The sequence below is a fragment of the Lentzea cavernae genome (genome assembly GCF_014653695.1).
Classification (GTDB): Bacteria; Actinomycetota; Actinomycetes; order Mycobacteriales; family Pseudonocardiaceae; genus Lentzea; species Lentzea cavernae.
Genome location: NZ_BNAR01000009.1, coordinates 75345 through 89310, shown reverse-complemented (window position 1 = coordinate 89310; position 13966 = coordinate 75345). Strand labels below are relative to the sequence as shown.

Sequence of the window (13966 nt, the reverse complement as noted above, 5' to 3'; positions counted from 1 at the left end):
CCCGTGCGCGAAGTCACGCCTATCGGATGACCTGCATCGGATACGATGGACGCGCCAGAGGGGAGTAGTTCCCACCGGAGTTCGCAGCCGGTGGCGTGGTGATCGACATACTGATCCGCCTTCGAGTGGATCCGGTCCCACACCCGATCTCGATCGGGCGAACGAGACCTCCGGCCAGGTAGCTGTGTTCCTGGTCGGGGTCTGTCGCGCCTCCGTCCGGGTTTCATTCGGACGTGGAGGACCTCGTGGCCACTTCATTGCTCGCGTTCATCACCGCCTTCGCGGTGGTGTTCCTCGTCGAGCTGCCCGACAAGACCATGGTCGCGACCCTGGTGCTGACCACGCGCTACCGCGCCTGGCCCGTGTTCGTCGGCGTCGTCGCCGCCTTCGCCGTGCAGAGCGTTGTGGCCGCCGCCTTCGGCTCCGCCCTCACCCTGCTCCCCGACCGCGTGGTCGCCGCAGTGGTCGCCCTCCTGTTCGGCGTGGGCGCGTTCCTCCTGCTCCGCGAGGGCTTCTCACGCGACGAGGACTCCCCCGACGAGGCCGGCACCCGGTCCACCGTGCCGTTCTGGCGCGCGGCCCTGACCTCGTTCGGCGTCCTGTTCGCAGCCGAGTGGGGCGACGCCTCCCAGCTCGCGACCGCCGGCATCACCGCCCGCTACGGCGAACCCCTGGCCGTCGGCCTCGGCGCCTGGCTCGCCCTGGTCGCCGTGGCCGGCCTGGCCGTCCTGGTGGGGCGCAAGCTCGCCGGCCGCCTGCCGACGCACTGGATCCAGCGCGTGGCCGGGGTGATCTTCGGCGTGTTCGGCGTGATCGCCCTGACCCAGGTGTTCTAGGACGTCACCACACCGGTCGCAGCCCTGGCTGGTCCTCGCCGTGGACGTGCCGCAGGTACCCGGCGAGGCCCTGCCTGATGGTGGCGAGCACGTCCGCACCGATCGCCTCGGCCATCTCGCCCTCGAGGTCGGACCACAGGTTGTCGGCGAACTTCAGGTAGTCGCGCCCCTTCGTGGTGAGCGTGACGTACTGCGCGCGCTTGTCCGTCGGATGCGGCTCCCTGAGCACGTACCCCCACTCGTCGAGCTCGTTGACGATCTTCGCCGCCGCCTGCTTCGTGACGCCGAGGTGCTGTCCGATGTCGACGGTGGTGGCGCGCTTCTCCTTGAGGAACCGGAAGACGTAACCGTGGGCTGGCCGGAGCGGCTCGAGGCCGATCTGCTTCAGGCGGTCGTGGAACTGGTCGCCCATGGCGCGGTACGTCATCGCCAGCAGCATCGGCACCGGTTCCATCGCTCTTCTCCGCTGGTGGGTAGACAACTTGGTTGACCTTATTCTAGGCTTGGACAACTTGGTTGACTACTTTGGAGGTTGTTTTGCTGGTCACGGGTGAGTCTGCGGCTCTGCACGAGTTCGGTGGGTTCGAGTTCCGTTCGCTGGCTGTGCCGTCGCGGGGGAGTTCGGAGATCGCCCTGTGGACGGTCGACGTGCCGGAGGGTGGTGACGGGACGCCTCACCGCGCGTCGAAGGAGGAGGTGTTCTACGTGCTGGCCGGGTCGGTGACGATCCTCGGGGAGACGGCCGGGGTGGGTGACGCGATCGTGGTGCCGGCGGACACGGAGCTGGCGTTGACCGGAGGGCCGGCTCGGGTGCTGGTGGCCACGTCGGTGGGGATCCGGGGGACCTTGGCGGACGGGCAGACGATCACGCCGCCCTGGTCGCTCTAGTTCGCGAATCGTGCTGCGGACAGGCCGGTGCGGAGGACGGACGGCTGGCGGACGACGAATTCGAGGCCGCGTGCGAGCAGCTCGCCGCCCGAGGCGAGCTGCTCGTGGTCGAGCCGGGTCGGTGGTTCGCACTGCCGTCCGCTGAGGACGGTTCCGGCGACGCCGGAGCGACTCGCTAGTTCGCCGGCGAGCCTTCCTCGCGGGGAGGCTCGGGGGTGGTGTCCGGGGTCTCTTCGCGGAGGTCGTGGGCGATCTTCTTGGCCTCGTCGATGAGGTGCTGGGACTCCTCGAGGAGGCTCTCGTCGGGCGGCGTGAGGTCGACACCGGCGGCCGGGCGCTGCCCGTCCGGTGCGGCGGCGTGCTCTTCGCTCGACACCGCTGAGCGGTCCTCGCCTGACACGGCCGAGCGATCCTCGACTGACGTGGCCGAGTGGTCTTCGCTCGCTGTGGCCGAGCGGTCCTCGCCTGACACGCCCGAGGGCTCCTCGCCTGACGTGGCCGAGCGGTCCTCGCCCGGACCGACGGCGTGCACTCCGCCCGGCGCGGCCGGCTCGTCGTCGTCCACCACGGTGGAGCGCTCGTCCTCGAGCGACACCGGGCGGTCCTCGTCCGGCACGACGGCGTGGTCGTCGTCCCGTGCGACGGGGCGCTCTTCGTCCAACAGGGCGCGGTCTTCTCCTGGTGCGGTCACGCCTCTGGGATCGGCGGATCCGGCGGTCGTGAAACTCCGGCCAGCAGGCCGCGGACGTGCGCTGCCAGTCGTTCGGCGATGTCGAGGTCCCACTCGTCGCCGGCGGCGGGTTGGGGGGTTTCGCCTGCTACCACTCGCTCGCCGAGCAGGCGGCGTTCTGCCGGGGTGAAGTCGGTGATGGCCCGGCGGAGCAGGGGCAGGGCGTCGTCGAACGCGTCGCCTCGCAGGCCGCTGAGCCACTCGTCGATGAGGCCGAAGAGGCGCGGGTCTGCGGCCAGGAGGGTGGCGGAGCCTCGCAGGAAGCCCGCCACGAAGGCGGTGGCGACGCTTCTGTGCAGGCGGGCGGCCACGTCGTCGCTGGTCAGTTCGCCCGCTTCCCAGAGCAGGCGGGTGGCCCTGCCGGTCGGGAGGCCGTGGGCCTCTGCCTTGACCAGGGCGTGCAGGGCTCGCCACCAGGTCTTCTGGTGGTCGTCGTCGGCTGCCAGCCGGGTGGCCTCGTGGGCTCCGTCGACGACCTGCAGGGCGTGTTCGGCGGTTTCGTCGTCGACGTTGCGGCAGGCGATCGGGAGGCCGACGGCGCCTCGGGTGAGGAGGCCGTGCAGGGCCACGCGCAGGAGTTCCGGGTCGGTGCCGCGGACCGAGCCGTAGCGGACCGTTCTGGCCAGGTCGGGGAGGGCGGCGAGCAGTTCGAGGGCGTCGGTGGCCATGGCGGCGCAGCGGTCGAGGGCCTTGCGGGCCTCGGCGACGGCCTTGGGCAGTTCGCAGCCCACGGACTTGGTGAGGGTCGCGGCGGCGTCGGCGACCCGCTTGGCGTCCGCGGCGGCCTGGGTCAGGACGTTCTCGGCCGCCGTGTGGACGGTGGTGCCGTGGCGGGCGGCCACGGCGACGGAGACCGCGAAGACCGGGTCCCAGCGCAGTTGCCAGACCTCGGCGAAGGTGCCGATGGAGTTGGCGCGGTCCGGTTTGCCCCACGGGACGCCGAGGACTTCGAGGCGCTGCAGGAGTTTCGAGCGTTCGCGGTCGGTGTCCTTGCGCAGGTCCAGTTTGAGCTGCTTGGGCTGGACGTCCGCGGGCAGGCGGAGTTTGCGTTGCAGGCGTTGGAGGTCCGCCGCCAGCGGGGAGCGCGGGACGGCCTCGCCCACCTCGCCGAGGCGCTCCCCCACGACGAGCTTGCGGTGGACCAGCCGGAGGTGGATCTCCTCGCCGCCGCAGAGGACGGCCAGCGCCGCCTCGTTGACCTCGTTCAGGCCGGCGCTGGGGCGTTCCCTCAGTGCCGCAAGGGTTTCCGCGAGTCGGACGGCTTCGACGGCGCTCGCCGTCGAGGCGGGCAGGTCTTCCTCGCGCAGCACGGCGGCGGCTTTGGCGAACCAGCGCGGGACCACGTCGGCCTGGTGCTGCCAGAGGTGCGCGTACCAGCCCGGCGAGTCGACACCGGCGCCGTAGCCCGACTCGGCGGCCAGCTGGCCGTGGCTCCACGGGACCCAGGTGCCGGAGATCTTGCGGCGGCGCAGGCCTTTCAGCAACGCGGTGTCGCTCGCGACCGTCGGTTTGGTCAGCAGCGCCGGAACGTGCCACGCGCCGCAGACGACGACGATCGGGCCGTCGGTCTCCTTGCGCGCCTTGCGGATCGTCTGGCGCATGAACGCTTCTCGCCGGAGCGTGCGTTCGCCGACCTCGGCCTCGAACTCCTCGCGCACCGCGACCATGGCCTCGGCGATGGCGTCCGCGAGGTCGAGCGGGTCGGACGCGCTGTGCTCGACGACGTCCTCCCACCAGCGTTCCGGGTCGTCGAAGCCCGCGGCCTCGGCGAGCAGGCCGATGGGGTCGACGTTGTCGCTCGGGCCGTCATCACCGATCGAGGCCGCCGCCGGCAGGTCGAAGAAACGCGCTGTGGTGCCGTTCTCGGCGGCGTAGCGCAGTGCCTGCCACTCCGGGGAGAACTCCGCGAACGGCCAGAACGCGGCGTTCTCGGGTTCTGTCTCGTCGTGCAGCAGGATCGCGACCGGCGGCGTGAGGGCGTGGACGTGGTCGAGGAGCGCGTCGGCTTCCGGCGGGCCCTCGATGAGGATCAACGCCGGTCGCGTCTGCTCCAGCGCCCGCTTGACCATCCGGGCCGAGCCGGGGCCGTGGTGCCGGATGCCCAGCAGGACCGGCTCGGAGGCGTCCTGGTCAGTCACCGCTGGCGTCCAGGCAGGCCCGGTAGAGGTCGCGCCACTCGGCGCGCTCCTTCAGCACCGTCTCCAGGTACTCCTGCCAGACCGTCGCGTCGGACACCCTGTCCTTGATCACCGAGCCGATCAGCCCGCTCGCCAGCTCGTCGGCGCCGAGCGTGCCGTCGCCGAAGTGGCCGGCGAGCGCCATGCCGTTCGCGATGACCGAGATCGCCTCCGCGGTGGACAGGCTGCCGCTCGGCTTCTTCAGCTGCGTGCGACCGTCCACGGTGGAACCGTTGCGCAGCTCTCGGAAGATCCGCACGACGCGACGCACCTCGTCGAGCGCGGGCGGTTCCGCGGGCAGCTGCAGCGCCTTGCCGAGCTGCTGGGCGCGGGTGATGACGATCTCGACCTCGGCGTCCTCGGTCGCGGGCGGCGGCAGCACGACGGTGTTGAAGCGCCGCGCGAGCGCCGACGACATCTGGTTGACGCCCCGGTCGCGGTCGTTGGCCGTGGCGATCACCGTGAAGCCCGGAACGGCCTGGATCTGCGTGTTGAGCTCCGGCACCGGCAGCGACTTCTCGCTCAGCACCGTGATGAAGGAGTCCTGCACCTCGGACGGCATGCGCGTCAGCTCCTCGACGCGCACGACCGAACCCTGCTGCATCCCGCGCATGACCGGGCTCGGCACCAGCGCGTTCTCGCTCGGGCCCTCGGCGATCAGGCGGGCGTAGTTCCAGCCGTAGCGGACCTGGTCCTCGCTCGTGCCCGCCGTGCCCTGCACCACCAGCGTCGAGTCGCCGCTGATCGCCGCCGCGAGGTGCTCGGACAGCCACGACTTGGCCGTGCCGGGGACGCCGACGAGCAGCAACGCCCTGTCCGTGACCAGCGTGCCCACCGCGACCTCGACGAGCCTGCGCGCGCCCACGTACTTCGGCGAGATCACGGTGCCGTCGGGCAGCGTGCCGCCCAGCACGTAGGTGACGACGGCCTGCGGGGACAGGCGCCAGTTCGGCGGCCGCTGCCGGTCGTCCTGGGCCGCGACGGCCTCAAGCTCGGCGGCGTACTGCTGTTCGGCCGTCGGCCTGAGCACGGCGGTCACTGTGCCTCCTGGGGCGGTTGCGGTGGTGCGAACGATTCGCGCAGGCGGATGCGGAGGCGGAGGACCTCGAGCTCCAGTGAGTTCTCCGGCCAGCGGCGGGTCAGAGCCTCCCAGCTCGCCCCGAGCAGGTCCGCGTCACCCCTGGCCAGCAGCACGGACGGCGGCCGCCCCGACCGCCAGCGCGGGTCGGGCAGCGCGGCGTACCGGTGCAGCAGCGCGCGGGTGGTCTCGGGCGACCACGGCGCCGGGAGCTGGGCGCAGGCGTGGTCGAGCAGGTCGTAGTGCCAGTTCTTCGACACCGCCACGACCGCCAGCTCGGCGACCTTGGCGGGCAGCGCCGCCAGCATCTCCAGCTGCTCCATGCCGGTCAGCGTCTCGGCGGCCGCGACGGCCCACGGCCTCGGGTCCTTCGCCGCGGCGAGCTGGTCGGCGACGCCCCGGAGCAGGGCACCGGCCCACGGACCCCTCCTGAGCACGTCGGCGGCCTTGGCGTCGTCGGCCTTGAGGGTCGACGTCCAGTACGACGGCGGAACGCTCGCGGCCGCGGCCCGGATCCGCCCGGCGATGCCCTTCTCGGAGCCGTCGCGCATGAGGTCGCGCTCCTCCACCGCGTCGGGCGGCGCGGTCCACAGCTCGTCCGGCCGGACGTCGAGCCCGTCCGAGGTCAGGCGCAGACCGTGACGAAGGCGGTGTGCCGCGCGGGCGGCGAGGCGCGTGGGCCGCAGCCTGCGCAGGAGGCGGAGGGCCTCGTCGTGGACGGCCGCCGCCTTGTCGTCGAGCGCCGCTTCGAGCAGCCGCTCGTCCTGCGGGCCCAGACCGGTCTCGAGAGCGCTGACCAGCACCTGGCGGTCGGCGGAGCGGCGCGAGTCGGCGAACTCCCGCGCGATGAACGCGCCGACCGCAGCCGGGTCGGCCTTGCGCTTGCGGCGCAGGGCGCGCACGCGTTGGGCGCTGGGCAGGTCGAGGACCTCTTCGAGCGGCACCTCGTCCACGAGCGGTGAGGCGCCGCTGGCCCAGGACCAGCCCTGACGGGTGTTCGCGAGCCAGCGGCCCCTCGTGCCGAGGACCTCGACCACCGCCGCGCGCAGGCCCGGGCGGGCCGTGCCGAGGGCGAGCAGGGCGGGGAGCATGCGGTGCTCGGCCACGACGTCGCCGGCCTTGGCGAGGGCGCACCACTCGGTCAGGAGGACCTCGTCGTCGAGGCTCATGATCGCTTCGAGGACGGCCTTGGCCGCCGGTCTGGGAAAGTTGGCGGGCTCGGGTGGGGCCAGTGGCAGGGGGTCGGTCTGCGACTCCTGCGGGAGGGTGGCGCCGAAGGCGGCCACGCCCAGGGCGGCGCAGTCGGACAGGAGGGTCGTGGGGTCGCCGCCGCCTCTGGTCGTGCCGATGAGGAGGTCTTGGACGGTCTGGGACCAGTCGGCCTTCACGCCGCCACCTCCGGGGTGAGGAGGTGGGTGAGAGGAGGCACGGCCGGGGCCGCGCACAGGTCTGCGAGAGGTGGGAGCGGGGTGCGGTCCAAGCGAGTGGGCGGCGCAGCCGATCGGGAAGGTGTGGCCTTCGTGTGCGAGACGCGGCGGTGAACCCGCTGTGTCGCGGTCATGCGACCACCTCCAGGGTGCCGTCGATCGACACCGCGCCCAGCCGCAGGGCGTGGCCGTCCCACAGGCCCCAGGCGTCGAACGGGAGGCCGCCGGTCAGGGCGAGGGCCATGTCGAGGCCCGTGTCGTCGCGGACGGGGAGGCCGTCGCCCGAGGTGTCGACCAGGGAGGTGCCGTGGAGGCGGACCTCGGTGCAGCCGAGGGGGAACAGGCGCTGCCACGGGTCCGCGGTCAGCATCGGTTCGAGGGAGGCCAGGGCGGAGCGCCACGACTGCGGGGCCGGGACCGGGCCGGGGGTGCGGGAGCCCTCCAGTTCGCCCAGGGCCACGCGGTCCGAGGCCGGGTAGGGGTGGACCAGGGCGGAGGACTCCAGGCCGTGGGGCAGCAGGGGTACGGGGGCGCCCACCGCGGAGTGGCGGATCGCCACGACCCAGCGGGAGGTCTGGCGGCCCCAGCACCACTGGCGGACGGTGCGGACCCGGCCGTCGTCGGTCTCCAGGCGGAGCAGAGCCACCCAGCGGTCGGAGATGCCCGGGGAGGCCCGCACGGTCTCCTCGGGGATGGTGACGCCGAGGCGGGAGCGGGGTTGCACGTGGCAGAGCAGGTGCAGGCCGCCGAGGCGGTCGGCCACGTCGGAGGTCCAGCGCGGGCCCGAGCGGGCGACGATCTCCTGGATCTCGAAGACCGCGGCGGCGACGCCGGGGACCTGGGCGTCGATCATGCGGGCGGTGAACGCCTGCCACCACGAGACGGGGCGGCCAGGCAGGGAGGCGATGCCGGCGGAGGCCACGTCGAGGAGCCAGTCGCGCAGGCCGTCGATGCCAGCGGACATGGCGGAGGCGCGGTTGGCCGCCGTCTTCTCGCGGGCGCGCAGGCGGCGGGCCACGGCCTCGGGTGACGCGTCGAGCTCACGGGTGGCGCGGCGGGTGGTCCACTCCTCGACCCACTCGGGCGGGAGGGCGTCGGGGAGGTCGAGTTCCTGCAGGCTGACGGCGTGCTTGCAGGGGAACTTGCGGGACGGGCACGTGCACTTGGCCGAGCCCGCGGCCAGGTCGACGCACACGCGGTACGGCGTGGAACCGGAGCCCGTGTAGAGGCCCCACAGCACCGGCAGGGCCTTGCCCAGGCCCTGCCAGCGCGTCGGAACGGCTCGTGTCCTCACGAGACCAAAGTAGCGAGGACCTCCGACAGAAAATCAGGCCGGACCGCGTCGGGCCCACGTCCAGGCGTACGCCGGGTCCTCGCAGGCGTCCGCCGCCTCGCCCAACTCCAAGGGGCGGAACGTGTCCACCATGACCGCGGTCTCGTCGAAGTAGTCGACGCCCAGCGACGCCTCGACCGCTCCCGGCTGCGGGCCGTGCGTGCAGCCGGACGGGTGCAGCGACATCGAGCCGACGCCGATGCCGGAGCCCTTGCGGGCCTCGTAGTTGCCGCCGACGTAGAACATCAGCTCGTCCGAGTCGACGTTCGCGTGGTTGTACGGCACCGGCACGGCCAGCGGGTGGTAGTCGACCTTGCGCGGCACGAACGAGCACACGACGAAGTTCGGGCCCTCGAACGTCTGGTGCACGGGCGGCGGCTGGTGCACGCGGCCGGTGATCGGCTCGAAGTCGCGGATGTTGAACACCCACGGGTACAGGTGGCCGTCCCAGCCGACGACGTCGAACGGGTGATTCGCGTAGGTGAAACGAGTGAGCCCGGCACGGTGCCGCACGAGCACGTCGACATCGGTCCCGTCGGCCAGCATCGGCTCGACCGGACCGCGGATGTCGCGTTCGCAGTAGGGCGAGTGCTCCAGGAACTGGCCGGCCTTCGACAGGTAGCGGCGGGGCGGCCCGACGTGCCCGGTCGCCTCCAGCACCAGCAGCGACATGGGCGACGACGGCACCACCCGGTACGTGCACGAGGTCGGGATCACGACGTAGTCGCCGTCCCCCACCTCCAACGCCCCGTAGATCGTCTCGATGACCCCGGAACCGCCCTGCACGTACAGCAGCTCGTCACCGAAGGCGTTGCGGTACAGCGGCGACGGCACGTTGGCCACCACGAAACCGATGGTCACGTCCGGGTTCCCGAACAGCTTCCGGCGCCCGGTCACGGCGTCGACCTCGTCGGAGGCCCAGGTCAGGTCCTGCGTCTTGAACGCCCGCGGCTTCAGCGGCAGGTTCGGCGACACGGTCCCGCGCTCGTCCTTCACCGTCTCCGCGTTCACGATCGCGGTCGGCAGGTGCCGGTGGTACAGGAGGGCCGAATCGGCCGAGAAGCCCTCGACCCCCATGAGCTCTTCCGCGTAGAGCCCACCGTCCGGTTTGCGGAACTGGGTGTGGCGCTTTCGGGGGATCTCCCCGACCTGGCGGTAGTGGGCCATGACGTCTCCGGAGGCGTTCGACTATCGGACATCTTTGTTCAGTTGGCGGTACACGGCTAGCGTGTCAGCCGTGTCAAGCGCTGTCGAACTCCGTGCGCCCGGTCCGCGCGGTACTCCGCCCCTGCTCGCGAGGCTTGTGGACGATGCCGCGCTGTTCCCTCCGGGGAGCGCGTCGATGTCCGACGCGGTGCGCGGCCACCTCGACGGACGAGTCGGCGAGTGGTCCGGTGTCATGGGTCTTTTCCTGTGTCCCGCCTCCCGTCTCGCCGAACTGATCACCGAGCTCATCAAGGTCAAGCCCCCGAAACCGATCGCGCTCTCCCTCGTGATCGACACGGGCCTCGGCGGTGTGCCGAAGGCCGTGTCGATCGTCGAGAGCCGAAGTGAGCTCCTGGCACTGCGCATGGTCGAGATGCCCGCACCGTCCGATGTGGACGAGCAGTGGCTCGAGCGCGTGTCGGAGTTCGTCCCCGAGGACGTCATCCGCGTCGTCGAACCCCGCCGCGGCGGTGCCGAGTGGCTCGACGGCGTCCGCCGGGTCATCGAGCACGGCAGCTGGCCCAAGCTGCGCTGCGGAGGGCTCTCCCAGGAGAACTTCCCGAGCGTGCAGGAGGTCGCCGACTTCCTGTCCGTCGTCAGCGGCGGCGGCGTCGCTTTCAAGGCGACGGCGGGCCTGCACAAGGCCGTCCGCTACACCGACGAGCAGGGCTTCACCCACCACGGCTTCCTGAACCTCCTCGTGGCCACCGCGCGCAGCCTCAGCGGCCGCGACGTCCGCGAGGCGCTCGCGAGCACCGACGCCGAGGCGCTCACCGCCGAGGCCAAGGCGCTGAGCGACCAGGCGGCGCACGCCGTCCGCGGTGTGTTCGCGAGCTACGGCTCGTGCTCGCTCGCCGAACCTGTCGCCGACCTCGAGGGGCTTGGACTGCTGTGAGCTGGATCAGCGACCCGAACTTCACCGAGGACCAGCCGTTCGGACCGCAGACCCTCCCCTACGGCGTCGTCGACGGGGGCGTGGCGGTCCGCGTCGGCGACCAGGCGCTGCTGCTGGGGAGCCTCGGGCTGGGCAAGTGCAGCGAGTACGTCCAGGCGGACTCGCTGGACCCGCTGCTCGCCGCCGGGCGCCCGGTCTGGAGCGTGCTGCGCGCCAAGCTGCGGGAGATCGTCACGGCGAGCTCGGCCCCCAAGGGCGCGGAGCTCGTCGGGATCGAGACCGCGCGGCTGCCGTTCACCGTCGGCGACTACGTGGACTTCTACTCGAGCAGGCACCACGCCGAGAACGTCGGCAGGATGTTCCGCCCCGACGGCGACGCGCTCACGCCGAACTGGACCCACCTCCCGATCGGCTACCACGGCCGCGCGGGCACGGTGTACGTCTCGGGCACCGACATCGTGCGCCCGAACGGCCAGAAGCGCGGCAGCGAGGGCCCGAAGTTCGGTCCGTCCGAACGCCTCGACATCGAGGCCGAGGTCGGTTTCGTCTGCGGCGGCCCGAAGGCCTCCAACGTCAGCACCAGCCGGGCCGCCGAGCACGTCTTCGGCGTCGCGCTGGTCAACGACTGGTCGGCGCGCGACGTCCAGGCCTGGGAGTACCAGCCGCTCGGCCCGTTCCTGGCCAAGTCGTTCGCGACGTCGATCGGCGCGTGGATCACGCCGCTGGAGGCGTTCTCAGTTGCACGCGTCCCCACGCCGCCGCTGCCGAACAAGCTGCACGACTACCTGACGTGCGACCAGCCCTGGGGCCTCGACATCAACATCACGGTGGAGCTGAACGACACGGTCGTCGCGCGGCCTCCGTTCCGGGAGATGTCGTGGTCATTTGTGCAACAGCTGGCGCACATGACGGTGAACGGCGCTACGGTGCGCCCAGGTGATCTGTTCGCCTCCGGCACGGTCTCCGGACCGGAGAAGCACGAGCGCGGTTCGTTGCTCGAACTCAGCTGGGGCGGCAAGGAACCGTTCAAGCTCGACGACGGCTCCACGAGGTCCTTCCTGGAAGACGGCGACACGGTCAGGCTGACCGCGACGGCTCCCGGTGAAGGCGGCTCCGTGGTCGGTCTCGCCGAGGTGGTGGGCACAGTTCGGAGTGCGTGATGGTCGGAGCGACGAAGGAGAGCTCGCTGACCCTGGAACGGGGTCTGGCGCTCCTGCAGGCTGTCGCTGAGGCGGAGTCCGAGGCACCGTCGATCTCGGAGCTCGCCGCGGCCATCGGCGCGTCCAGGGCCGCCGTGTACCGGCTCCTCGTCCCCCTCCAGGCGCGCGGTCTCGTGCGCCGGGAGGGCTCGAAGGTCCGGCTCGGCCTGGGCGTGCTGCGCCTCGCCTCCAACGTCCTCCCCCAGCTGCGCATGGCGGCCAACCCGGCGTTGCGCGAGCTCGCCGAGAAGGTCGGCGCCACCGCGCACCTCACCGTCGCGGACGGCAGCGAGGCCCAGGCCGTCGCCGTCGTCGAACCGTCGTGGACCGCTTTCCACGTGGCGTACCGGGTGGGATCGCGTCACCCGGTGCACCGCGGGGCGGCCGGCAGGGCCATCTCGCAGCCGAACGAACCGTGGGTCGTCTCGGCCGGTGAGCTGCAGCCCAACGCTTATGGCGTCGCGGCACCCGTGCGCGGCGTGCCCGGCCTCAGGGCGTCCGTGGGCGTGGTGGCGCTGGAGAAGCTCGACGCGGACATCGTCGGCCCTCACGTCGTGCGTGCGGCCGAAGAAGTGGCGGCAGCTCTCAAATGAGCGACGAACGGCTGCGGCGCTGGCGGCTGCTCCTGGGCCCGAGCGCGGAGGACGTGTCCGATCTCGGCGAGGACGACCAACGGCGTGATGGCGCGCTCACGGGTCTCTACGGCGGTGGTGGTGATCGCGGTGCCGGTCTCGGCGCCAGCTCGCCGCAACTGCACCGCTGGCTCGGCGACGTCCGCAAGTACTTCCCCACGTCCGTCGTGCAGGTCATGCAACGGGACGCGGTCGAGAAGCTCGGCCTGAAGCAGCTGCTGCTCGAACCCGAACTGCTGCAGTCGGTCGAGCCCGACGTGAACCTCGTCAGCACCCTGCTGCAGCTCTCCCGCGCCATCCCCGCCCGCACCCGCGACACCGCGAAAGCCGTGGTGCGCAAGGTGGTCGAGGACATCGAGCGGCGTCTGCAGGACCGGCTCGTCGAGGCCGTCCGCGGCGCCGTCGACAGGTCGAAGCGCACCCGCAGGCCGCAGCTGCCCGACGTCGACTGGGCGACCACGATCAGGGCGAACCTCAAGAACTACCAGCCGCAGCACAAGACCGTGATCGTCGAGGACCTGATCGGCCACCGCCGGCGCAGCCGGGCCTCGGCGATGCGGGACGTCGTCCTGCTGGTCGACCAGTCCGGCTCGATGGCGGAGTCCCTGGTGCACGCGGCGGTGCTCGGGTCGGCGCTCGCGAGCATCCGGTCGATCTCGACGAAGCTCGTCGTGTTCGACACCGAGGTCGCGGACCTGACCGACCAGCTCAGCGACCCGGTCGACCTGCTGTTCAGCGCCCAGCTCGGCGGCGGCACGGACATCAACCGCGCGGTCGCCTACGCGCAGACGCTCGTCCGCAGGCCCACCGACACGGTCGTCGTGATCATCAGCGACCTCTACGAGGGCGGCTCGGAGACCGAGCTGCAGCGCCGGGTCCGCGAACTGGTCGCGAGCGGCGTCACGGTCGTGAACCTGCTGGCGCTCAGCGACTCCGGCACACCCGCCTACGACCACGAACTGGCCGCGAAGCTGCACGCGCTGGGCGCACCCGCGTTCGCCTGCACGCCGGACAAGTTCCCCGAACTGCTGGCGGCCGCGCTGCGCAAGGACGACCTCACGCAGTGGGCCGAGGCCGAAGGCATCGCAACGGGCCGTTAGGCCAACGCGTCGGCGAGTGCCGTGATGGTTCTCGCCAGGTCCGGCAGCAGCTCGGCCGGAATGCTGTCCAGAACCCGCTTCCGCGCACTGGCGAGGTGAGCCGGCTGGGCCGCGCGCATCACCTCCAGCCCCTCGTCGGTGAGGATCGCGTCGTTGCCGCGTGCGTCCTCGCCGTGGCGTTCCTTCTGCACCAGGCCGTGCTTGCCGAGTCCGTCGACGACCCTGGTGATCCGGGACGCGGTGAGCCCCGCCTGCGCGGCGAGCGCGGACATCCGCAGCCGGCGGCCGGGCGCCTCGCTCAACAGCAACAGGACGGCGAACTCGGTCATCGTCACGCCGGTGCGGGACATGTCGTCCTCCAGCGCACGGGGCAACGAGTGCACCAGCCGGCCGAGGCTCTGCCAGAGCTCGGTCTCGGCGGACGACATCGGGGAGAGTGCGGTCACGCTCACAGATTACTTGCCT

Annotated in this window: 14 protein-coding genes; 6 read left to right on the top strand and 8 right to left on the bottom strand. The window is 71.7% G+C overall.

The window, feature by feature from the left end:
- Positions 1-257: 257 nt before the first annotated feature.
- Entirely contained in the window at positions 258-836 is a 579-nt protein-coding gene (locus IE307_RS27540; protein ID WP_191302529.1) for a TMEM165/GDT1 family protein, read from the top strand.
- Positions 837-840: 4 nt separating this feature from the next.
- On the opposite strand, the gene IE307_RS27535 is transcribed toward IE307_RS27540, so the two are convergent.
- On the bottom strand, positions 841-1290 hold the full coding sequence (locus IE307_RS27535) for a MarR family winged helix-turn-helix transcriptional regulator (RefSeq protein ID WP_191302280.1): 450 nt from the start codon (positions 1288-1290) through the stop codon (positions 841-843).
- 83 nt (positions 1291-1373) lie between these two features.
- On the opposite strand from IE307_RS27535, the gene IE307_RS27530 reads away from it, so the two are divergent.
- Complete coding sequence (locus IE307_RS27530) at positions 1374-1724, top strand: cupin domain-containing protein (RefSeq protein WP_191302279.1); 351 nt, start codon at positions 1374-1376, stop codon at positions 1722-1724.
- A gap of 175 nt (positions 1725-1899) precedes the next feature.
- Here the strand turns inward: IE307_RS27530 and IE307_RS27525 are convergent, their stop codons facing one another.
- From IE307_RS27525 to IE307_RS27500, 6 genes are all read right to left on the bottom strand, one after another.
- Positions 1900-2415, bottom strand: coding sequence for a hypothetical protein (locus IE307_RS27525; protein ID WP_191302278.1), 516 nt, complete (start codon positions 2413-2415; stop codon positions 1900-1902).
- A complete protein-coding gene (locus IE307_RS27520; protein ID WP_229905117.1) occupies positions 2412-4592 on the bottom strand; it encodes a DUF5682 family protein in 2181 nt (726 codons plus the stop codon). Before IE307_RS27520 ends, IE307_RS27525 begins: the two co-directional genes overlap by 4 nt.
- On the bottom strand, positions 4585-5670 hold the full coding sequence (locus tag IE307_RS27515) for an ATP-binding protein (RefSeq protein WP_229905116.1): 1086 nt from the start codon (positions 5668-5670) through the stop codon (positions 4585-4587). The genes IE307_RS27520 and IE307_RS27515 overlap by 8 nt, the downstream gene beginning before the upstream one ends.
- Positions 5667-7097, bottom strand: coding sequence for a DUF5691 domain-containing protein (locus IE307_RS27510; protein ID WP_191302277.1), 1431 nt, complete (start codon positions 7095-7097; stop codon positions 5667-5669). The genes IE307_RS27515 and IE307_RS27510 overlap by 4 nt, the downstream gene beginning before the upstream one ends.
- 169 nt (positions 7098-7266) lie before the next feature.
- Positions 7267-8430: an SWIM zinc finger family protein gene (locus tag IE307_RS27505; protein WP_191302276.1), complete on the bottom strand. Its 1164-nt coding sequence runs from the start codon at positions 8428-8430 to the stop codon at positions 7267-7269.
- 33 nt (positions 8431-8463) lie between these two features.
- Positions 8464-9636 carry a homogentisate 1,2-dioxygenase gene (locus IE307_RS27500; protein ID WP_191302275.1) on the bottom strand — a complete coding sequence of 391 codons (1173 nt, stop codon included), beginning with the start codon at positions 9634-9636 and terminating at the stop codon, positions 8464-8466.
- Between the two features lie 70 nt (positions 9637-9706).
- Here IE307_RS27500 and IE307_RS27495 point away from each other — a divergent pair, with 70 nt between their 5' ends.
- Genes IE307_RS27495 through IE307_RS27480 form a run of 4 tightly spaced genes read left to right on the top strand, consistent with a single transcriptional unit; the run spans position 9707 to position 13501 of the window.
- Positions 9707-10570: a hypothetical protein gene (locus IE307_RS27495; RefSeq protein WP_191302274.1), complete on the top strand. Its 864-nt coding sequence runs from the start codon at positions 9707-9709 to the stop codon at positions 10568-10570.
- Positions 10567-11730: a fumarylacetoacetate hydrolase family protein gene (locus IE307_RS27490; RefSeq protein ID WP_191302273.1), complete on the top strand. Its 1164-nt coding sequence runs from the start codon at positions 10567-10569 to the stop codon at positions 11728-11730. Before IE307_RS27495 ends, IE307_RS27490 begins: the two co-directional genes overlap by 4 nt.
- Entirely contained in the window at positions 11730-12362 is a 633-nt protein-coding gene (locus tag IE307_RS27485; RefSeq protein ID WP_191302272.1) for an IclR family transcriptional regulator, read from the top strand. Before IE307_RS27490 ends, IE307_RS27485 begins: the two co-directional genes overlap by 1 nt.
- Positions 12359-13501, top strand: a complete 1143-nt coding sequence (locus IE307_RS27480) for a VWA domain-containing protein (protein ID WP_191302271.1) — start codon at positions 12359-12361, stop codon at positions 13499-13501. Before IE307_RS27485 ends, IE307_RS27480 begins: the two co-directional genes overlap by 4 nt.
- Here IE307_RS27480 and IE307_RS27475 read toward each other — a convergent pair.
- Positions 13498-13947: a MarR family winged helix-turn-helix transcriptional regulator gene (locus IE307_RS27475; protein ID WP_229905115.1), complete on the bottom strand. Its 450-nt coding sequence runs from the start codon at positions 13945-13947 to the stop codon at positions 13498-13500. The two genes, IE307_RS27480 and IE307_RS27475, sit on opposite strands and share 4 nt — an antisense overlap.
- Between the last annotated feature and the right edge of the window lie 19 nt (positions 13948-13966).